Source organism: Shewanella inventionis (assembly GCF_019931735.1).
In the GTDB taxonomy this organism is placed as follows: Bacteria; Pseudomonadota; Gammaproteobacteria; order Enterobacterales; family Shewanellaceae; genus Shewanella; species Shewanella inventionis.
The window spans coordinates 3,275,465-3,294,574 of record NZ_CP082926.1 but is presented as its reverse complement, the minus strand read 5'-3'; the positions used below and the strand labels follow the sequence as shown (position 1 = coordinate 3,294,574).

Sequence of the window (19,110 nt, the reverse complement as noted above, 5' to 3'; positions counted from 1 at the left end):
ATTATGATGCATAAGCAATTGCAATAATTTGTGCCAGTTAGCTTAATTGCTACAAGCGTATTCATTGTTATTTATGTGGGTAGAAGTTTGTATAGGCATAATCATCGAGTATTAGAGAGCTATATCATGCGTAAAAGTGATAAAAAAATAGATAATCAACTGAGACTGGTGTTAACGAATGTGTGCGAACATGCTCTTGAGCTTTATCCGGGCTTTGAGTGGATCACTCATACCGCAGATTATGGTGCGTTTCCTAAAAGTTTACTGATTGTGTGCGTGTTTGAAACCGAATTCCAGCTAGCTCAATTTAGTCATAATGGGGCTAAGCTTGAGCTCATAAATCTGATTAAACACACTTTAGCTAAAGATGGCATTGTCCTTAACAATATGACTCAGCATGTGCAGTTTGATACTGAAGCTGCTTGTAAACAGCAACACCAGGGAAATTGGGCATTACGCTTAGCGACTCTCAAATCTTGTAGGGCAGGCAACGGGGCTAGCTAATGCTGAATGATTTGAAGTTGTCCAGATGGTTATAAAAGTGCAGTACGTGTGCTAACTCGTAATCTTGCTTATTGAGTTTCCCGTAGGCAAAATGCGGGGCGAGTTTACCTTGATATTGTTTAAATTCTTGCAGCGAATTTATCAACCGAGCCAATGCTTGATGAGCGTCTATACTGGGGTCCAGTTCGGGAGCAGCTGGAATGGCCTCAGCAAGGTTATGCGTCATTGCCCCTTTTATGGCAAAGGCTGAAAACGCAATGGTGCCAATTGTGCGTTTGAAAACAGCTGATTTATGCTGAGGAAACCCACTCATTGAAAATTCGACACTTTGGGCGCAATGAGTAAATACTTGAGCGCTATTCCATTGGCCTAAACTCATTTTTGTTAGCACTTCAGTTGGCAATGCGCCAAGCATTTCTAGTTTAGACAATAATGCTTCGAGCGTTAGCGATTTAGCATCACCACCTTGGCTTAACCAAAGCGCACTCGCTGCGCTAATACCAACAACAGAAGTTAGCATACCCACTTTTAAAAATTGTCTACGTTGCATTAATGAGCCTTTTTGTTAGGTTTGGTCAGCCGAGTAAACTCAATGGTAAAGCCTTTATTGTTTTGGCCACTAACAGCAACAGTTAAATGCTGCTTATCAATAAATATATATTCAATTTTGTTTGGAAAGTCGTGTTCGAGGTTTTCAAATACCACACTTTTACCGTCACAATGCGTTAATTTAAACGCGATGGGTAATGGATTATGCGCAACCTTTGCCAAATAAAAAATGCCTTCAGGCATGCTTAATAAGCGTAATGACTCGTTGTGCTGCCATTGGTCTGTGTAGGTTTCACCACTACCTTCAAAGGTGTTGTCACTCACTTGGTGCCATTGTTCTTGAATAATGCGTTTTTGCTGCACATTTTGCCAGGTGCCTATTAAAGCGCCTAGGTCTGAGATCTTTTCACAAGGCTTAGCCCAAGAGGGGATTGGAAGTAATAATACCAGCCAGAGTATTGTTAATCTCATTAATTACCTTCTGCAATGATATTGTTTATCTTAGCCTGTTTTCTTGCGTACACTAGTGCAAATAACGGTGTGGCCATCAGTGTTGTAACAATTGCCATCACTACCATAATTGAAAATAATCCTTGCTCAATAATGCCGTGTTGTAGTGCAATATTGATAATAATGAGCTCCATTAATCCTCTGGCATTCATTAAGGCACCAATGGCCATCGCGGTTGGGTTGTCGGCACCACTTAAGCGTGCAGCAGCCCAACATGCAATGCCTTTGGCCAATATGGATGCCACTAAAATTATTGCGGTAATACTGAGTAATTGCCATGAAGCTAATAAGGTTAACTCAGTTTTTAAACCAGAATATGTAAAAAACATTGGTAATAAAATCATTAACGTAATTGTGTGTAGTCTAGCGGTAAGTATGTCAGTCAGTTTACCTCTAGGCATAGCAACGCCCAGTAAAAAACCGCCAAAAACGGCATGCAACCCAACCCATTCCATCGCGTAAGCTGATAAGGCGAATAAACCTAACACCGCGATAAATGGAACAAAGCCCAATTGACCGGTATTTTGCACTTTATTCGCAAGCGGTTGAAGCCAAGTGGTTGCTTTTGTGAGCATAATATAAGCATAAAAAGCGCCACCGCATAAGGCTTTTAATGCTAACAAAGCACCTCCGCCATAACTGCCCAGAACAATAGCCAGAATAAACCATGCAGCAGCGTCGTCTATGGCGCCAGCGGCTAAGGCTAATGTACCTAAAGATGTGCCTGCTAATCCACGTTCATAAACGATTCTTGCCAGCATCGGAAAAGCAGTAATTGCAATTGCAGCTCCCATAAATAATGCGGCTTGGGTAAAACTGATATTTTCGGTGAACAGTCCAGGGACATCTACCAGCCAAATACATAGCAAGATGGCAACACAAAAAGGAGCTAACATGCCGGCTAATGATACTGCCAGCGCTGATTTTGCCTGCTTTTTAAATAAGTCGGTATTGAATTCCAATCCAACCAAAAACATGTACAGGCCAACACCTAATTGTGCGCCAAAGTAAAGCCAAGATTGGGTTTGTTCAATAAATATGCCTTGTTGCCAGTCTGGCCAGATGAATCCTAAAAGAGAAGGGCCTAACATTACGCCTGCAATCATTTCTCCAACCACTTTAGGTTGGCCTATAAATTTTGCTAAATACCCCATTATTTGAGATGCAATAATGATGATTAACAGTTGCAATGAAAAAGCAAAAACAAGCTCTATTGTATTCATATTGCCTTAAAGGAAATGCTGTTTTATTAAATGTCTACAAGGACGCTAACTATTCTATAGAGCCGACGTTCGGTCAAGCGGGTATTGTTAAAATAGTGTAGCGATATGATGAAATAAACTCGCGACATAGTGAGTGTAATTACGATAAATGATTGGAAGATGTTGTTGTTATCAGCATAATACGAGCAATCTTTGCCTGTAGACATAATATCAAATGAGGGTATTTTGAGCTCAAGACTCACTCAAAGCGTTATTCACCATTTTGGCGAGCATGGTGCGTTAGCCAAAAACGTGCACAATTATCATAATCGACAAAGCCAAACCGATATGGCTATGGCGGTGAGTGAGTCAATTAGTCAAAAACATAATCTGCTAATTGAGGCTGGTACGGGGGTGGGAAAAACTTTTGCGTATTTGCTACCAGCGTTACTCAGTGGCAAGCAAGTGGTCATTAGTACGGGCAGTAAAAATTTACAAGAGCAGTTGTTTTTAAAAGACTTACCTGCATTGCTTTCGATGTTAGATATGCACGTGCCCATTGCATTACTGAAAGGGCGTAATAATTATTTGTGCCAATTACGTCTTGAAAAACAAATGCAAAATGCTGCGCATTTTAGTGAAAGTTACATTGACGATTTACTAAAAGTTAATCAATGGGCAAATTTAAGCAAAGACGGTGATATCGGCAATTTAACCTCGGTTGCTGAGCATTCTGATGTATTACCGAGTGTGGTCAGCACTAAAGAAACTTGTACAGGTAAAAAGTGCCAGTACTACGATGTCTGTTTTACTCGTAAAGCACGATTACGTGCCATGGATGCTAAACTTGTGGTGGTAAATCATCATTTGTTTTTTGCCGACAGATTACTTAAAGATACCGGATTTGCCGAGTTACTCCCCGATCCCGATGTGGTTATTTTTGATGAAGCCCATTTAGTACCCGATATTTGCATTAATTACTTTGGCAGCCATATTTCAAGCCGCGAAATTGACACCTTACTCAACGGGATCATCAAACTTCATCGAGAAGTGATCCGCGACAGTATTCAAATAGAACAATTGGCGCAGCGAGGCTTAATTGCCTTAAGTGAATGGCATAATGTGATGTTTGAACATCAGGTAACTGATTGGCGCAAAGTGCTTGCCAATAAACACTTAGCAACAGTGTCCTGGACGCTACAACAAGCATTAGCGGATTTGGCTGGTATAATGGTGCATCATCTTGGGCGAGATGATCAACTTGATTTAGCCTTTGAGCAGCTACACGAACTTAGCCAAAAACTTCAAGACTATTTTGAATGTAAAGACATGCAAGCGGCTTACAGTGTTGAGTTAGGTGCAAGGTTTATTATGTTAAGGCTTAGCCCAATCAATGTGGCTAAACAATGTCAGCAATTATTTGATGTCAATACTCGCTGGATATTTACGTCAGCCACCTTACAGGTCAATCGCAGTTTAGCGCACTTTGCCACCGAGTTAGGCTTAACCTCGGCTAAACAAGTGATATTAGATAGCCCGTTCGACTACCCTAATCAAGCAATGTTTTGTGTACCAAGGCATTTAGGTAAAGTGGGGCAATCGCAGCATTCAGTAAAGCAATTAGTTGATGTGTGCGTACAAGCCATTAATGCGGCGCAAGGGAGAACATTTATTTTGTTCACCAGCCATCAGATGCTAGAGCAAGTTGCGTCGTCCTTGCACGGTCGCACAGCTTATCCGTTATTGATACAAGGGCAGGCGAGTAAGCAAAGTTTGCTCAATAAGTTTAGGCAACTTGGCAATGCGGTATTGCTTGGTACCAGTAGTTTTTGGGAAGGGGTTGATGTGCGCGGTAAATTATTAAGTTGTGTGATCATCGATAAATTACCGTTTGTGTCACCTGATGATGCCCTTTATAAAGCCCGAGCCGCAAATGCCGAGCGACAAGGGTTAGATCCCTTTACTCAGATTTCGTTACCACAAGCGGTGATTAGCTTAAAGCAAGGTGTTGGCCGGCTTATTCGCGATGAGAAAGACCGTGGCGTGCTGATTTTATGTGACAATCGAATCGTGAATCGCACTTATGGCCAAGCTTTTATTAATTCACTGCCGCCAATGCAACGCACACGTGATTTAGACAAAGCGCTGCAATTTTTAAAACATATCCCTTAAGCTTTTTAAAACCTAACGCATCAGTTATCATGCTGGGCTTATTTGATGTTTTTTACTGGGTACTTTTTCATAATGTCACAGCTGTTAACCGTCCTTGCTCTTGATACCTGCACCGAAACCTGCTCTGCTGCGCTTACTGTCAATGGCAAGGTTTTTGCCCAAATTGCTGATGCGCCTCGCGAACACAGCCAGCGCCTATTACCTATGGTTGATGAAGTATTAGCACAAGCCCAAGTGACATTAGCCGATGTTGATTTAATTGCATATGGCCGTGGTCCTGGCAGTTTTACCGGTATACGTATTTGTACCAGCATGACGCAGGGTTTAGCGCTTGGTCTTGATTTGCCCGTTATTGGTATCTCAACGCTTGCTGCAATGGCGCAAGCTGTTATTACTGAAACAGGGGCAACTCAAGTGCTATGTTGTATCGATGCCCGCATGAATGAAGTTTACTGGGGGCAATTTGTTGCCAAAGATGGCATTGCAACGTTAGTGGGTCAAGAGCATGTAAGTGTGCCAGGTTCGGTTGAATTACTACTTGATAGTGCTCAACAAATTCAAGCATGTGGTACAGGCTTTGAAGCATATCCGCAGTTGTTGACATTATCATCTCACATGACGGTGTGTGACATGGCTACTTATCCTGATGCAAAATACATGTTATTGCTTGCACAGCATGGTTACCAAAATGGGCTACATACTAGTGTCGATGAATTGGCGCCAGTTTACCTACGTGATACCGTGACCTGGCAAAAACTTCCTGGTCGAGAATAGCCAATGTGGATAAATTGGCATATTATTTAATCAACACTTCACATTATATTGAGATAGCCAGTTACGCATATGACGATTAATTCAGCATTATCTTTGGCAAATAATCAATCAGGCTCGGTGAGCCTGAGCCAAGCTGTTGCTGGAAATAGGCCCATTGCGCCAGCTCGCGATCCTATTATTGTCAATCCGGGTGTTGCTGTTGCTGAACAACAAACCGAAAACAGCAATACCTTGGCAATCGTTGATGATGTGACGTTATCAGCTAAACAACAAGCTCGCGTAGAATATGATCGTGAAACGACAAGCCAACGTGGTGCTATCGCGCAGTATTTAACGACCCAACACTCTGCTAAACGAGAAGAAATTCAACAAATGGTCGGTATCGACTTATATGCCTAATGCGGTATCTGCAACGCCAAGCCGTAGTCGATTTATGCTTGAACTGCTGGTGGCTTTTTTACTGACTCGTTTTCCTTACATCTCCATTCCGTTTAAATGGCTCGAAAGTTACTTCCATGAGTTATCTCATGGTATTGCAACATTAGTCACGGGTGGTATGGTCAGCCATATTCAATTATTTCCTAATGGTGCTGGCCTGTGTTTCAGTCAAGGTGGCAATAGTTTGTTAATTGCCTACGCAGGTTATTTTGGCGCTGCAGTGTGGGGGTATTTAATATTTTTACTCGCTACGAAAAAAAGCATCATCCGCTTTACCCTCAGTTTACTTGGATTAACAGTTGCGGCCTCGTTGGTGTTCTGGGCGCGCGATATTCTCACGATTGCCATCTTGCTTGTATTAGCAATACTTTTTTTGTTACCACTTAAATTAAAAAACAGTAGTGCATTAAACACCTTACTGCGTATATTAGGACTCATGATAGTTTTGAATGCCATGGCAAGCCCAATGGTATTATTTGGGCTAAGTGGTCAGGGCGATGCCGTAATGTTAGCGCAACTGACCTGGATACCTGCATGGATATGGGTGATGACCTGGCTGTTATTCAGTGGGTTAATGCTATGGTTATGTTGGCAAAAAGTCGATTACAACAAAGGAGTAAGTAAATGAAACGTAACATGATGTTAGGTGCATTAATGGGGTTATCGAGCCTGGGATTAACCACAAGTGTATTTGCAGCCGATGTAGCACCGACAAAGCAAGTAGCTATGCCGCAAGTGAATGCTGCGTTAGCGAAAGTCGTGGCCAGTGAATTCAGAACACCTGAAAATAAATTGCGTGATCAATACCGCCACCCAGCAGAAACCTTAGCTTTTTTTGATGTTAAACCTGATCAAACTGTGATTGAGCTATGGCCTGGTGGTGGTTGGTATGCAGAAATTATCGCGCCATATCTGGCAGAGAAAGGTCAATATATTGCTGCCAATTTTGAAACAAAACCTGCCACAGATACAAAGCAAAGTGCTTATTATCAGTCAGCGGGATTAAAATTTGAAAAGTGGGCAAGTGATAACAAAGCCAGTGTGGGTAATGTGCAATTTGTGACCCTAGATCCACCGGCTAAGTTTTCTTTAGGCAAAGATAACTCCGCTGATCACGTGCTGACATTCCGTAATTTGCATAATTGGGCAATGAAAGGCGAGCTAGAAGGGGTGTTTAAAGCTGCTTATGATGTTCTAAAAGTAGGTGGTTCACTTGGTGTGGTTGAACATAGGGCTAATATTGGTATGGCTGCAGAAAGCGGTTATATGGATCAAAATCAAATGGTCGAATTAGCCAAAAAATACGGTTTTAAATTAGCCGCAACATCAGAAATTAACGCCAATCCAAAAGACACCAAAGATTATCCAAAAGGCGTGTGGACACTGCCACCACGACTTGCAATGGGTGAGCAAGACAAGCAAAAGTATCTTGATATTGGTGAAAGCGATCGTATGACGCTTAAGTTCACCAAAATAGCGGCTAAATAAGCGGCTAAGGGATAATCTACAGCATTTATGCTGTGGGTTGTCCCTAATAATTGACTGACGTTCTCATTGATCATTGGTTTGGTCTATAGGCAGTACATCAGTGCAGTCTCTTTTACCTATTCTTAGCGCCATCCAATGTCGTTTTGCCGTAAAAAAGTGAGCCCAGCATGCTGACACTTAACTCAACCGAATTTCAAATCCCATTGGCGCATATCACCCTTGCAGCAAAGCGTTATGGCAAAATCGATAAACCAATCATTTTGGCGTTGCACGGCTGGTTAGACAACGTAGACAGTTTTATTCCTTTGGCTGATGAGTTTGAACAACAAGGCATACTAAACACGTTTCAGCTGATTTGCATTGATTGGCCAGGGCATGGTTTGTCTGATCATCGGCCCGGACGATATCCACTACATTGGGTTGACTATATTTATGATTTGCATGCCGTTATTCAGGCTATATCAGTCGAAAACCAACCTATTATATTGATTGGCCATTCTTTAGGAGGCATTGTCGCCTCAGCTTATAATGCCTGTATGGGCGAAAATGTAGCAAAACTTATTCTTATCGAAGCACTTGCACCTTTATTTGAGTCTGCCCAGCACGCCAAAAATCGACTGCGTAAAGGCTTATTGCAACAACAAGGTTTTAATCGTCAGTTAGCGAGGCCAACACCAACCTATTCTTCAATTGATGTCGCGGTCCAAGCTCGGCATCAACTCACTGGTCTTGCTTTGCCATGGTGCGAGTTAATCACCCAACGAAATATGCAACTAGTCGATGATAAATGTGCCTGGAGAAGTGACCCTAGATTAAAACTTGATTCGTTAAATCGTTTTACTTTTGAACAAGTTGATGGATTAATGTCATGCAGTGATACCCGGACACTCTTTATTGCAGCACAGGATGGCTACAAACAACTCACCCAAACAGAACATCATGCAAATACCTGGTTTAGCGACATTAAAATGGTAACATTAGCGGGCGATCATCACTTACATATGGGTAATGCTAAGCAGGTGGCAGAAACGATTGGAGCATTTATTCTAAAATAGTGTCTATGACTGCTGAAATCACTGTTATTTTGAATTCATTTATGTGATTATGGTCAAAAATTAAAACGCTTGTATGATTTTTGTCACTACAAGATAAATAAAAAAGCCTGCAAAAACAAAATTAATGATATGCAGTTGCGATAAATTTTACCACTGACGGGGAATGCACGTCTTAGCACAGTGGAATAATTAGGAGACACTTGTGGACCAGCCTTGGATTAATCACCTGCCTGAACATGTTCCGGCCGAAATAGACTCATCTCAATTTAGTTCTTTAGTACACATGTTTGAAGATTCAGTGGCTAAATATGCCGATCAAGCTGCATTTATCAACATGGGTGCGACGATGACGTATCGCAAACTTGAAGAGCGTAGTCGGGCATTTGCAGCTTATTTACAATATGAATTGCATTTAAATAAAGGTGACCGAGTTGCCATAATGATGCCCAACTTATTACAGTACCCCATTGCGTTATTTGGTATTTTACGGGCCGGTATGGTCGTGGTTAACGTTAATCCACTTTATACCCCTCGCGAATTAAAACATCAATTAATCGATTCTGGTGCTAAAGCAATAGTCGTGGTATCAAATTTTGCTAACACCCTAGAGGAAATCGTTGATCAAACTCCAGTAGAGTCTGTCATCATTACTAGCCTTGGTGATCAGCTAAGCGCCCCTAAGCGTACTTTAGTTAATTTCGTTGTAAAATATATCAAAAAAATGGTACCTAAATACCATTTACCTCATGCAAGATCATTTCGCGATGCGTTAAGTAAAGGCCGTCGTCTGCAATATATTAAAGCAGACATCAATGGTGACGATTTGGCCTTTTTACAATACACGGGTGGCACTACTGGCGTGTCAAAAGGCGCTATGTTAAGCCACAACAATGTGGTTAGTAACGTACTACAAGCCAATGGTGCATACTCGCCAGCGCTCAAAGACGGTGTTGAGTTTGTGGTAACAGCATTGCCGCTTTATCATATTTTTGCGCTAACAGTGAACTGCTTATTGTTTTTACACAAAGGCAGTAAAAACCTGTTAATCACCAACCCGCGTGACATCCCCGCATTTGTTAGTGAGTTAAATAAATATCCATTTACCGCGTTAACAGGGGTAAATACATTATTTAATGCATTAGTGAACAACGATGAATTTACTCAATTAGACTTTTCACGGTTAAAGTTTTCAATTGGTGGCGGTATGGCTGTTCAGCGTGCAGTTGCAGACAAATGGCAGAAAATAACCACAACGCGTCTACTTGAGGGTTACGGTCTAACAGAAGCATCGCCCCTTGTAACATGCTGTCCTTATAATTTAGACGGTTATAATGGCTCTATTGGTTTTCCTGCACCGTCAACGCTTATTCAAGTCCGTGACGATGATGGTAATGTATTAGCGCAAGGTGAAACCGGCGAGTTGTTCGCAAAAGGCCCGCAAATTATGCAGGGTTATTGGCAACGTCCTGAAGAAACATCAAAAGTTATCGACAAAGATGGCTGGTTAGCCACAGGTGACATAGGTTACATGGACGAGAAGGGCTTTTTCTTTATTGTGGATCGTAAAAAAGACATGATTTTAGTGTCTGGCTTTAATGTATTCCCGAACGAAGTTGAAGAAGTTGTTGCTATGCATCCCAAAGTCATCGAAGTTGCCGCCGTGGGTGTACCTCACGAAGCAAGTGGTGAATTGGTGAAGGTGTTTGTGGTTGCCAAAGATAAATCGCTCACCGAAGAAGAGCTAATTAAGCACTGTAAACATCATTTAACGGGATATAAAGTGCCTAAGCTGGTAGAATTTAGGGACGAATTACCAAAAACGAATGTGGGTAAGATTTTACGCCGACAACTTCGAGACGAAGTGAAGCAAGCATAAAATGATAAGCCGGCAACAATGCCGGTTTTTTATTGGTTGATTTTTTTACGCCATTTATCGACATGTATATAGAGTGGGGCTTATTTTGTTAACGTTTGAATATATCAGTGATGATGCCAGCCTTTTATCATTAGTTGAACAATACCAACAAAGCACATTATTAGTGCTAGACACTGAGTTTGTTCGTACGCGAACTTATTATGCCAAATTAGGCCTTATCCAGGCTTATGATGGCAAAACACTGGCCTTGATTGATCCTATTGCCATTACTGATCTCAGCCCATTTTGGCAGCTATTAACCAATGAAAATATTGTTAAATTAGTGCATTCATGTAGTGAAGATTTAGAAGTATTTGCCCATTATGGTGAATGTCAGCCAAGTCCACTGTTTGACAGTCAAATTGCGGCAAGCCTTGCAGGTATGGGGCACGGATTAGGTTATGCCAAATTGGTTGAGGCGTGTTTACAGGTTGAAATTGATAAAGGCGAGTCACGTACCGATTGGATGAAACGGCCACTTTCTGAAGCGCAGTTGCAGTACGCAGCAAATGATGTGTATTACTTATATCAACTGTACCCACAACTTCAGCAACAACTTGCAGAAAAGCAGCGTGAAGCCTGGTTGTTTGAAGAAGGTCAGCGTATGACCGAAGGGCGGATGTCATTGCCCGACGGTGATACCATTTATCTTAAAGTTAAAAATGCGTTTCAGCTTAATGGTAAGCAATTGGCCTATTTAAAAGTATTGGCAAAGTGGCGTTTAAATAAGGCTGTCAATCGTAATTTGGCGTTAGGTTTTGTGGTTAAAGATCATGCACTTATTGCTTTGGCAAAAAAGCAACCTAGTACGCTTGCAGAATTAAGCCGATTAACAGAATTAACTGAGCAAGAAAAACGTGTACATGGCAAAGATTTAATCGCCGTTATGGCGACAGCAGATCTTAATAATCTGCCTGAAGAAGTCGACATTGTTGCACTTAAGTCGGGCTACAAGTCAGCGTTTAAAGAGATAAAAAATCGCTTAACTGAAGTGTGCGAACGAGAAAATGTGCCACTGGAATTTGTCGGTTCTAAGCGCCATATTCATGAATATTTGCTATGGCTTTATCACACTAAACAAACAGCAACGCCATTATTATTGTGTGGTTGGCGAGGGGAACTTATTGGTGATTTGCTTGGCGATATTCGTTTTAGCTAAACAGCAATAAACAACAAAAAGATACTCAGTTAGCGTGAGTATCTTTTTGTGACGTCAAAATGCGCGTAATGCGTTATTTTGAATCAGGCAGGGTAACGTTGAGCTCTAACACCGACAAATTATCATCGTTTTGATCCAGTTGCACAGAGACTTGGTCATCTGATATCTGAACATATTTACGGATCACTTCAATGATTTCTTGTTTCATCTTTGGAAAGTAATCGGGCGCACCGCGTTCTCCACGTTGATGTGCCACAATAATTTGCAATCTTTCCTTTGCCAACGATGCGGTGTTAGGTTTTTTATTGCTTCTGAAATAATCAAGTATCGACATAGTTAGCTACCAAAAATCCGTTTAAGGAATCCCTTTTTCTCTTCTGTGATAAATCGAACCGGTACATCTTCACCTAATAAGCGTGCGACAGTATCGCTGTAGGCTAAGCCTGCATCACTTTCTTGATCAATAATCACTGGTATACCAGAGTTTGAGGCTTTAAGTACCGACTGAGACTCAGGGATAACCCCAAGCAGTTCGATGGCTAAAATTTCTTTTACATCTTCCACACTGAGCATTTCACCTGTTTTTACTCTAGCAGGTGAATAACGTGTCAGTAATAAATATTCTTTTATTGGCTCGAGTGACTGTTCAGCACGGCGAGAGCGACTTTGTAACATCCCTAAAATTCGGTCTGAGTCGCGTACTGAGCTCACTTCTGGGTTAGTTGTAACAATGGCTATATCTGCAAAATACAAGGCCATCATAGCGCCTTGTTCAATCCCTGCAGGAGAGTCACAAACTATATAGTCAAAGTCTTTAGCGAGATCATCAAGTACTCTGCCAACACCTTCTTTGGTTAAGGCATCTTTGTCACGAGTTTGTGACGCCGGCAAGACAAACAGTTTGTCGCAACGCTTATCTTTTATTAACGCTTGATTAAGGTTTGCTTCACCGTTAATGACGTTAACGAAGTCATACACGACACGACGCTCACAACCCATAATTAAATCAAGGTTACGCAGACCAATATCGAAGTCGATAACAACCGTTTTTTTACCTTTTAAAGCCAACCCCGTGGCAATTGCTGCACTGGATGTTGTTTTTCCCACACCACCTTTACCTGATGTGACAACAATAATTTGCGCCATTTTGTTTTATATCCTTTTATTTGCCAATTATTGAGGCAATGATTCAACTGTGAGAGACTCGCCTTCAAGGCGGACACAACCTCTTTGATTTAGAGCGTATTGTTGTAAATGTTCTGTTAACCAATACTGCCCAGCAATCGACACTAATTCAGCTTCGAGCGAGTTAGCAATAATCACACTTTGATTATCGCCCGCGGCACCTGCCATAGCCTTGCCACGAAGCGCACCGTAGATATGAATGCTACCATCAGCAATGACTTCAGCGCCATTACCAACCGCACCAAAAATGACTAAATCTGCATTTTGTGCGTATATTTGTTGTCCAGAACGCACATTTTGTTTAACAATTTTAGTCGCTCGTTTGGGTAGCTCAGCTTTGGGTGCTTGTTTACCTGATTTTACGACAGCGATGGCCATTTCTTTTGCGTGCGCAATCTGTTCTGCACTTGCATCAGTAATGCCTACGATAATTAAATTTCGATCAGTTAATAATTGCTTAAGTGCATAAAAATCGATTTGGGAATGTTTAATTGCAGCAAGATTCAACACCAAAGGCGCGCCCAAAAAAAATTGAGGAGCTTGGGCTAACTTGTTATCTAACTCAGCAGCAATAAGGTTGAGATCACTCGTATTTATGTGCAGAACTGACAATGTAAAAGACGTGGCTTTTAATTCGAGGTGTTGTTTAGCCATCCCGGCATCGTTCTCCAAAACATCAGCTAGAAACTGATTTACAATTATTTTCTTGAGTCACCATGTTATAGTGTGCTTAGTTGACTATCAAGTTTGAACCTTTGGAAATTTACACTAAAATGATTTGTGCAGTATATAAAAGTAGTAGAAAAGCCGATACATACCTTTTTGTCAAAAAACGTGATGTTTTTGATGATGTTCCCGCACCGTTAATGGATATGTTTGGCGCACCGACATTAGTCATGGTTGTGCCATTATCTAAGCGAGATCATCTTGGGATTGCAGATATTGAGAAGGTAAAAGCGGCTTTAGATGAAAAAGGGTTTTATTTGCAAATACCGCCCCCTGCCATTAATTTGCTCGACCAACACAAACAAGAGATAGGTTTTAAGCAATAAACTGAATCTTTTGAGGAGTAAACAAGACTCATATGATTCTAAAAATCATCTTAAGCACCCTAATTTACTTCTTATTTTCACCTTTGGTGATAGCAAAAAACAGCCATCACCAATTTGAAGATTTTCTTCTTTCTTTACAACAACAATCTATTAGTGCTGGTGTTTCTGCAGACCTTGCAAAGCGCCATATTTCAGAGATTAAAACGTTTAAAAAAGCCAATGCAGCTAATCGAGAACAACACTCATTGGATACATATATTCCGCAAGCGATCCCCGAGATTACCGTGAGCACGGGCAGAACGATGTTACAGCAGCATGATGTGCTGCTGAGTCAATTAAGCCAACGTTATCAGGTTCAACCACGTTTTATTATTGCGCTGTGGGGAGTGACATCTGGTTTTGGTGAGCAATCTGGTAAATATCCGAGTTTGTCTGTGTTAGCGTCTTTGGCATTTAAAGGTGAAAATCAATCTTTTTATGTTAATGAGTTTATTGCAGCGCTTAAACTGATAGAGCAAAAGCAAATCCCTGTATCTTCACTTCTTAGCTCATCAACAGGCGCCATGGGGCAAATGCAAATGATGCCAACGCAAGTGTTACGCTATGCTGTTGATAACGATCAAGACGGCAAGATTGATATTTGGAACAGTACTGAAGATGCTTTTGCTACAGCTGCTAACATGCTACATCAACAAGGGTGGCAATTTGATGCAACTTGGGGCCGACAAGTTAAACCCACCATGATGTTAGACCCTAATTTGTTTGGCATGGAGAGTACTCATACTTTTCCACAGTGGCAGGCCTACGGCATTAGGCGTTTTAACGGGGCAAGTCTTCCGCTTCGCAGTGATATGAATGTATCACTCATTGCTCCAGATGGTACACAAGGTCGTTATTATCTAGTATATGATAATTTTCGTTTACTTCATCAATTTACCTCATCGTTTCATGACTCGTTGGCATTAACTTACCTTTCTGAAAAAATTAAGCAGTAACTCACCTTGCTTTAGGTGTAAAATACTGACAGACGTAAATTATTAACCAGTTAGATTGACAATGATGACTCAGTTTTGGACAACCACCTCGCTTGAAAAAATGACACCAGAGCAATGGGAATCACTATGTGATGGCTGCGGAAAATGTTGTTTAAACAAAATTATCGATGATGAAACCGACGAGCTTTATTACACTAATGCTGCCTGCCATTTATTAGACAGTGAGAGTTGTGGCTGTCGACGCTACATTGAGCGTTTTAAATATGTGCCTGAATGTACAGCTATCACACCAGAGAATATTAGCCAATTAACCTGGTTACCTAATAGCTGCGCTTATCGACGTTTATATTTAGGTAAAGGCTTGCCTAGCTGGCATCCGCTGTTAACTGGCAGTAAAGATGCCATGCATGCAGCGGGCATTTCTGTGCAAGGTAAAACCGTTAATGAAATGAAAGTAAAATATTTAGAAGACTGTATTGTATTGTGGCCACTGCTCGATGTGGAATAACCGTCTTAATTAACAGCAATAAAAAAGACCTTACTTAAGGTCTTTTTTAATTAGCAATATGCTTATTTGTTACTGGTTTTTGAACGCGTTAACGCTGGAAACAACACGATTAAAGCCAGCAATATATAAACGGCAAAACACACCATCATCCATTGTGCCATGCTCACAGACAAAAAAGTCCACACAGAATCACTGCACATACCTGTGGGGGAAAATACTGACGGAAGCCAAACATCTAATGGCATAAAGCTAGGAAACTCAGGGTAAAAAGAGCAGGTTGCAAACGGTGATGGGTTTACCTGCATATCATTAAGATCGTAAGCTAATCGCAACCCCCATATAGATGAAACCAGCCAGCTGCTAATTCCTACAAAACGAATAAACCAGCGTTTAGGTTGTAGCATGCCAATGAGTCCTGCCAATATCAGCCCTAAAACGGCAACCCGTATATAAATGCACATTACGCATGGGGCTAAATCCATTATGTATTGAAAATACAGTGCAGCAAGCTCTAAACCAACCCCAGATAATGCAAGCAAGCCCCAAGAAATACGGCTATGACAAAAGTGCTGTAACCTTAACAAATACTGCTCCTAGTACTTTTTTTAGCTAAAAAAACACCCTCAATTGAGGGCGTTTCAAATCGGTGATTTGACTTTAAAATAATTTACCTATTAAGTCCAATAACCTTGATTATTAATGACCGCTAACCATGCCACCTAAATCTTTGGCAGAATGGTGAATAATCATATGCGAATCATACATTAATTGTGTCATGTCGGTTAAAAAACCGGTTTCAATGGCTAGCACACCCACAATTGATAACACGATTGTATAAGGCAGCGCCATCCATACCATTCGGCCATAAGAAAGACGAATAAGAGGAGCAATTGCAGACGTTAGTAAGAACAAAAACGCAGCTTGACCATTAGGTGTGGCAACCGACGGCAGGTTGGTACCTGTGTTAATAGCAACAGCAAGCAGATCGAATTGATCGCGAGTAATTTGCCCGCTTAATAAAGCCGATTTAACTTCATTAATATAAACCGTACCCACAAACACATTATCACTCACCATAGACAATAAACCGTTAGCAATATAGAAAATCACTAACTGCATATTACCTTCATAGCTCAGTGCCCACTGGATAACTGGCGCAAATAAACCTTGGTCAATAATGACACCGACCACCGCAAAAAATACCGCTAATAATGCTGTAAAGGGTAAGGCTTCTTCAAACGCTTTACCTAATGCATGTTCATCTGTGACGCCATTAAATGCAGTGGCTAAAATGATGACAGATAAGCCAATCAAGCCAACAGATGCCAAATGCAGGGCTAGGCCAACAATTAACCACACACCAATGATGGCCTGGATCACTAACTTCATTTTATCTTGGTTGGTTCTGTGCGAGTCTTCATGCGCAGCATAATCAGTTAAAATACGATGCACCGCATCAGGAAGTTTTGCGCCGTAGCCAAACCATTTGAATTTTTCAACAAGAAAACACGTTAAAATACCCGCAGACAGAACTGGCATTGTCACGGGTGACATACGTAAAAAGAACTCGCCAAACTGCCAATGTGCTTGCGCAGCAATGATCAAGTTTTGTGGCTCACCCACCATAGTACAAACACCACCTAAAGCAGTACCTATACCAGAGTGCATTAGCAGGTTACGTAAAAATGCTCTAAATGATTCAAGTTCATCATTGTTGAGTTGGCCCGATGATTCTGATGTATGGTCATGGCCGTCATTGTCACTAAAACTCTTGCCTGAGGCCACTTTATGATAGATAGAGTAGAAACCTACCGCGACCGCAATAATGACTGCAATAACCGTTAATGCATCTAAGAATGCAGATAGGAATGCTGATGCAGTACAAAACATCAACGACACGACAATTTTAGACCTAACTTTGGTGATCATTTTGGTAAATACAAACAGCAGCAGCTGTTTCATAAAGTAAATACCAGCGACCATGAACACTAATAATAACAGTACTTCTAAGTTAGCTTCTATTTCATGTAGAACTTGGGTGGGCGATGTCATGCCTATCATTACCGCTTCGATAGCAAGCAATCCACCGGGTTGTAACGGATAGCATTTTAATGCCATCGCAAGGGTAAAAATAAACTCCACGACCAGTACCCATCCGGCCACAAATGGACTGACGTAAAAAAACAGCAGGGGATTGATGATTAAAAATGCCAAAATTGCGTATTTGTACCACTTAGGTGAATTACCTAAAAAGTTAACAAATAGCGCCTGACTTTTGGTTGCCTGCATAGCAGCCTCTCCGATATTGTTATTGTGACAGTATTGGTACCATTTATTGATAGCAAACAACACACTATTATTTTCAACAAGTTTGGGAGGATAGAGGCAAGTTCAGATCAAAAACTTGATGAAAATCAATGTTTCATTAATTTTCATCAAACCATGACTGATTTCAGTAATACAACATTGCCTTTTACTGTGTTGAAAATAACCCTGTATTGACTTGGCAAACAATGTGTTAGCGCACATGTGATTGTGGCAAACTCGATATGGTTTTGTATTTTCGTGGCTAGTGTAGCGTAAACAAAAATAATTGTAATGCTATGGTTGTAGCTAAAAATGCTACACACCACTAACAAACTAGCTACATGAGTATATACTAAACTTGTTAGATTTAAGCGACATAAATTTAGGTATGTTGATGATAATAGTCACATATTGTGATGTTTATTGATTAAATTAAATACTAGACATGTATTTGTGTTTAAAAAATAAACATTATATGTGTTGTGGTTAAACAATGGTTTTTATTTTCTACCGCTCTGGTATGATCAGTACAATAGTTTCGCCATTGTTTAGCAATAGGATAAGAAGGCTAATGATCATCAACGCCAAAGGCCCAGCAAGTTTTGCCGAGAAGTATATTGTTCGTTCCATTTGGGAAAACAAGTTTCCACCCGGATCAATTTTACCTGCTGAACGTGAGCTTTCTGAACTCATTGGAGTCACACGTACCACATTGCGTGAAGTGCTGCAGCGATTAGCCCGTGATGGCTGGTTGAAAATTCAACATGGTAAGCCAACCCAAGTGAATAATTTTTGGGAAACCTCAGGGCTTAATATTCTTGAAACGATTGCCGATTTAAATCCCGATGGCTTTCCATTACTAGTCGATCAACTTATGTCAGCTCGTGGCAATGTGAGCAATATTTATTTCCGTGCATCTATTCGTCATAATCCTGACAAAGTGGTAGAGGTATTAGCGGGTATTCATAACCTAGAAAACGATGCTGAAGCGTATGCAGAGTTTGATTACCAACTACATCACACCTTGGCTTTTGCCTCTGGCAATCCATTGTATGTGCTAATTTTAAACGGGTTCAAAGGGCTCTATAACCGCGTTGGCCGTTTCTATTTTTCAAGCCAGGAAGCACGCGAGTTGACCATGCGTTTTTACATTAAACTTGAGCAACTTGCTAAAGATAAAAATTACGCCGATGTACCTTCGCTTATGCGAACTAATGGCATAGAAAGCGGTAAATTATGGCAAAAGTTACGTGATGACATGCCTGCTGAAATAGGTCATGACTTAAGCTAAAGACTT

Annotated in this window: 21 protein-coding genes; 13 read left to right on the top strand and 8 right to left on the bottom strand. The window is 41.0% G+C overall.

All coding sequences use genetic code 11. From position 1 onward, the window contains the following. The first annotated feature begins 126 nt into the window (after positions 1 to 126). Positions 127 to 504 carry a Fis family transcriptional regulator gene (locus tag K8B83_RS14550; RefSeq protein WP_188739156.1) on the top strand — a complete coding sequence of 126 codons (378 nt, stop codon included), beginning with the start codon at positions 127 to 129 and terminating at the stop codon, positions 502 to 504. Here the strand turns inward: K8B83_RS14550 and K8B83_RS14545 are convergent. The 3 genes from K8B83_RS14545 to K8B83_RS14535 are packed head-to-tail and all read right to left on the bottom strand — an operon-like array spanning position 497 to position 2,786. Beyond that, complete coding sequence (locus K8B83_RS14545) at positions 497 to 1,054, bottom strand: DUF1569 domain-containing protein (protein WP_188739155.1); 558 nt, start codon at positions 1,052 to 1,054, stop codon at positions 497 to 499. The two genes, K8B83_RS14550 and K8B83_RS14545, sit on opposite strands and share 8 nt — an antisense overlap. Further along, positions 1,054 to 1,524, bottom strand: coding sequence for a DUF6265 family protein (locus tag K8B83_RS14540; RefSeq protein WP_188739154.1), 471 nt, complete (start codon positions 1,522 to 1,524; stop codon positions 1,054 to 1,056). The genes K8B83_RS14545 and K8B83_RS14540 overlap by 1 nt, the downstream gene beginning before the upstream one ends. Further along, positions 1,524 to 2,786, bottom strand: a complete 1,263-nt coding sequence (locus K8B83_RS14535) for a cation:proton antiporter (protein ID WP_188739153.1) — start codon at positions 2,784 to 2,786, stop codon at positions 1,524 to 1,526. The genes K8B83_RS14540 and K8B83_RS14535 overlap by 1 nt, the downstream gene beginning before the upstream one ends. Positions 2,787 to 3,011: 225 nt before the next feature. Between K8B83_RS14535 and K8B83_RS14530 the strand changes: the two genes are divergently transcribed. From K8B83_RS14530 to rnd, 8 genes are all read left to right on the top strand, one after another. Next, the gene (locus K8B83_RS14530) at positions 3,012 to 4,937 is read left to right on the top strand and encodes an ATP-dependent DNA helicase (protein WP_188739152.1); all 1,926 of its coding nucleotides are present in this window, start codon (positions 3,012 to 3,014) and stop codon (positions 4,935 to 4,937) included. Positions 4,938 to 5,009: 72 nt separating this feature from the next. Further along, complete coding sequence (tsaB, locus tag K8B83_RS14525; protein WP_188739151.1) at positions 5,010 to 5,711, top strand: tRNA (adenosine(37)-N6)-threonylcarbamoyltransferase complex dimerization subunit type 1 TsaB; 702 nt, start codon at positions 5,010 to 5,012, stop codon at positions 5,709 to 5,711. A 69-nt stretch (positions 5,712 to 5,780) separates the two neighbouring features. Next, positions 5,781 to 6,110 (top strand): hypothetical protein, encoded by a 330-nt coding sequence (locus K8B83_RS14520; RefSeq protein ID WP_188739150.1) that lies wholly within the window; start codon positions 5,781 to 5,783, stop codon positions 6,108 to 6,110. Next, a complete protein-coding gene (locus K8B83_RS14515) occupies positions 6,103 to 6,777 on the top strand; it encodes a M50 family metallopeptidase (protein ID WP_188739149.1) in 675 nt (224 codons plus the stop codon). Before K8B83_RS14520 ends, K8B83_RS14515 begins: the two co-directional genes overlap by 8 nt. Positions 6,778 to 6,875: 98 nt before the next feature. After that, positions 6,876 to 7,637, top strand: coding sequence for a class I SAM-dependent methyltransferase (locus K8B83_RS14510; RefSeq protein WP_223420080.1), 762 nt, complete (start codon positions 6,876 to 6,878; stop codon positions 7,635 to 7,637). Between the two features lie 167 nt (positions 7,638 to 7,804). Beyond that, the gene (locus K8B83_RS14505; RefSeq protein ID WP_188739147.1) at positions 7,805 to 8,692 is read left to right on the top strand and encodes an alpha/beta fold hydrolase; all 888 of its coding nucleotides are present in this window, start codon (positions 7,805 to 7,807) and stop codon (positions 8,690 to 8,692) included. Positions 8,693 to 8,894: 202 nt separating this feature from the next. Next, positions 8,895 to 10,568 (top strand): long-chain-fatty-acid--CoA ligase FadD, encoded by a 1,674-nt coding sequence (gene fadD, locus K8B83_RS14500; RefSeq protein ID WP_223417619.1) that lies wholly within the window; start codon positions 8,895 to 8,897, stop codon positions 10,566 to 10,568. Between the two features lie 85 nt (positions 10,569 to 10,653). Further along, the gene (gene rnd / locus K8B83_RS14495) at positions 10,654 to 11,766 is read left to right on the top strand and encodes a ribonuclease D (RefSeq protein WP_188739145.1); all 1,113 of its coding nucleotides are present in this window, start codon (positions 10,654 to 10,656) and stop codon (positions 11,764 to 11,766) included. Positions 11,767 to 11,839: 73 nt separating this feature from the next. On the opposite strand, the gene minE is transcribed toward rnd, so the two are convergent. The 3 genes from minE to minC are packed head-to-tail and all read right to left on the bottom strand — an operon-like array spanning position 11,840 to position 13,605. Beyond that, positions 11,840 to 12,100: a cell division topological specificity factor MinE gene (minE, locus tag K8B83_RS14490; protein WP_160052275.1), complete on the bottom strand. Its 261-nt coding sequence runs from the start codon at positions 12,098 to 12,100 to the stop codon at positions 11,840 to 11,842. A 2-nt stretch (positions 12,101 to 12,102) separates the two neighbouring features. Beyond that, positions 12,103 to 12,912 (bottom strand): septum site-determining protein MinD, encoded by an 810-nt coding sequence (minD, locus tag K8B83_RS14485; RefSeq protein ID WP_188739144.1) that lies wholly within the window; start codon positions 12,910 to 12,912, stop codon positions 12,103 to 12,105. A 27-nt stretch (positions 12,913 to 12,939) separates the two neighbouring features. After that, positions 12,940 to 13,605, bottom strand: a complete 666-nt coding sequence (gene minC / locus K8B83_RS14480) for a septum site-determining protein MinC (protein WP_188739143.1) — start codon at positions 13,603 to 13,605, stop codon at positions 12,940 to 12,942. A 119-nt stretch (positions 13,606 to 13,724) separates the two neighbouring features. On the opposite strand from minC, the gene K8B83_RS14475 reads away from it, so the two are divergent. The 3 genes from K8B83_RS14475 (at position 13,725) to K8B83_RS14465 (ending at position 15,506) form a co-directional block, all read left to right on the top strand. Next, positions 13,725 to 14,003: a YcgL domain-containing protein gene (locus K8B83_RS14475; protein WP_188739142.1), complete on the top strand. Its 279-nt coding sequence runs from the start codon at positions 13,725 to 13,727 to the stop codon at positions 14,001 to 14,003. Positions 14,004 to 14,035: 32 nt separating this feature from the next. After that, positions 14,036 to 14,998, top strand: a complete 963-nt coding sequence (locus tag K8B83_RS14470) for a lytic murein transglycosylase (RefSeq protein ID WP_188739141.1) — start codon at positions 14,036 to 14,038, stop codon at positions 14,996 to 14,998. A 61-nt stretch (positions 14,999 to 15,059) separates the two neighbouring features. Continuing rightward, positions 15,060 to 15,506, top strand: a complete 447-nt coding sequence (locus K8B83_RS14465; protein WP_188739140.1) for a YcgN family cysteine cluster protein — start codon at positions 15,060 to 15,062, stop codon at positions 15,504 to 15,506. A 62-nt stretch (positions 15,507 to 15,568) separates the two neighbouring features. Here the strand turns inward: K8B83_RS14465 and dsbB are convergent, their stop codons facing one another. Beyond that, on the bottom strand, positions 15,569 to 16,090 hold the full coding sequence (dsbB, locus tag K8B83_RS14460) for a disulfide bond formation protein DsbB (RefSeq protein WP_188739139.1): 522 nt from the start codon (positions 16,088 to 16,090) through the stop codon (positions 15,569 to 15,571). 112 nt (positions 16,091 to 16,202) lie between these two features. Next, complete coding sequence (gene nhaB / locus K8B83_RS14455) at positions 16,203 to 17,795, bottom strand: sodium/proton antiporter NhaB (RefSeq protein ID WP_188739138.1); 1,593 nt, start codon at positions 17,793 to 17,795, stop codon at positions 16,203 to 16,205. 589 nt (positions 17,796 to 18,384) lie between these two features. Here nhaB and fadR point away from each other — a divergent pair. Continuing rightward, on the top strand, positions 18,385 to 19,104 hold the full coding sequence (gene fadR, locus K8B83_RS14450) for a fatty acid metabolism transcriptional regulator FadR (RefSeq protein WP_188739137.1): 720 nt from the start codon (positions 18,385 to 18,387) through the stop codon (positions 19,102 to 19,104). Positions 19,105 to 19,110: the final 6 nt, after the last annotated feature.

Excerpts from the sequence above, each read along its gene's own strand:
- K8B83_RS14540 (WP_188739154.1), bottom strand. The coding sequence starts at position 1,524 with ATGAGATTAACAATACTCTGGCTGGTATTATTACTTCCAATCCCCTCT.
- K8B83_RS14520 (WP_188739150.1), top strand. The coding sequence starts at position 5,781 with ATGACGATTAATTCAGCATTATCTTTGGCAAATAATCAATCAGGCTCG.
- nhaB (WP_188739138.1), bottom strand. The coding sequence starts at position 17,795 with ATGCAGGCAACCAAAAGTCAGGCGCTATTTGTTAACTTTTTAGGTAAT.
- K8B83_RS14510 (WP_223420080.1), top strand. The coding sequence starts at position 6,876 with ATGCCGCAAGTGAATGCTGCGTTAGCGAAAGTCGTGGCCAGTGAATTC.
- K8B83_RS14470 (WP_188739141.1), top strand. The coding sequence starts at position 14,036 with ATGATTCTAAAAATCATCTTAAGCACCCTAATTTACTTCTTATTTTCA.
- fadR (WP_188739137.1), top strand. The coding sequence starts at position 18,385 with ATGATCATCAACGCCAAAGGCCCAGCAAGTTTTGCCGAGAAGTATATT.
- minC (WP_188739143.1), bottom strand. The coding sequence starts at position 13,605 with ATGGCTAAACAACACCTCGAATTAAAAGCCACGTCTTTTACATTGTCA.
- K8B83_RS14475 (WP_188739142.1), top strand. The coding sequence starts at position 13,725 with ATGATTTGTGCAGTATATAAAAGTAGTAGAAAAGCCGATACATACCTT.
- tsaB (WP_188739151.1), top strand. The coding sequence starts at position 5,010 with ATGTCACAGCTGTTAACCGTCCTTGCTCTTGATACCTGCACCGAAACC.
- K8B83_RS14535 (WP_188739153.1), bottom strand. The coding sequence starts at position 2,786 with ATGAATACAATAGAGCTTGTTTTTGCTTTTTCATTGCAACTGTTAATC.
- K8B83_RS14465 (WP_188739140.1), top strand. The coding sequence starts at position 15,060 with ATGATGACTCAGTTTTGGACAACCACCTCGCTTGAAAAAATGACACCA.
- K8B83_RS14515 (WP_188739149.1), top strand. The coding sequence starts at position 6,103 with ATGCCTAATGCGGTATCTGCAACGCCAAGCCGTAGTCGATTTATGCTT.
- K8B83_RS14550 (WP_188739156.1), top strand. The coding sequence starts at position 127 with ATGCGTAAAAGTGATAAAAAAATAGATAATCAACTGAGACTGGTGTTA.
- K8B83_RS14545 (WP_188739155.1), bottom strand. The coding sequence starts at position 1,054 with ATGCAACGTAGACAATTTTTAAAAGTGGGTATGCTAACTTCTGTTGTT.
- minE (WP_160052275.1), bottom strand. The coding sequence starts at position 12,100 with ATGTCGATACTTGATTATTTCAGAAGCAATAAAAAACCTAACACCGCA.
- minD (WP_188739144.1), bottom strand. The coding sequence starts at position 12,912 with ATGGCGCAAATTATTGTTGTCACATCAGGTAAAGGTGGTGTGGGAAAA.
- K8B83_RS14505 (WP_188739147.1), top strand. The coding sequence starts at position 7,805 with ATGCTGACACTTAACTCAACCGAATTTCAAATCCCATTGGCGCATATC.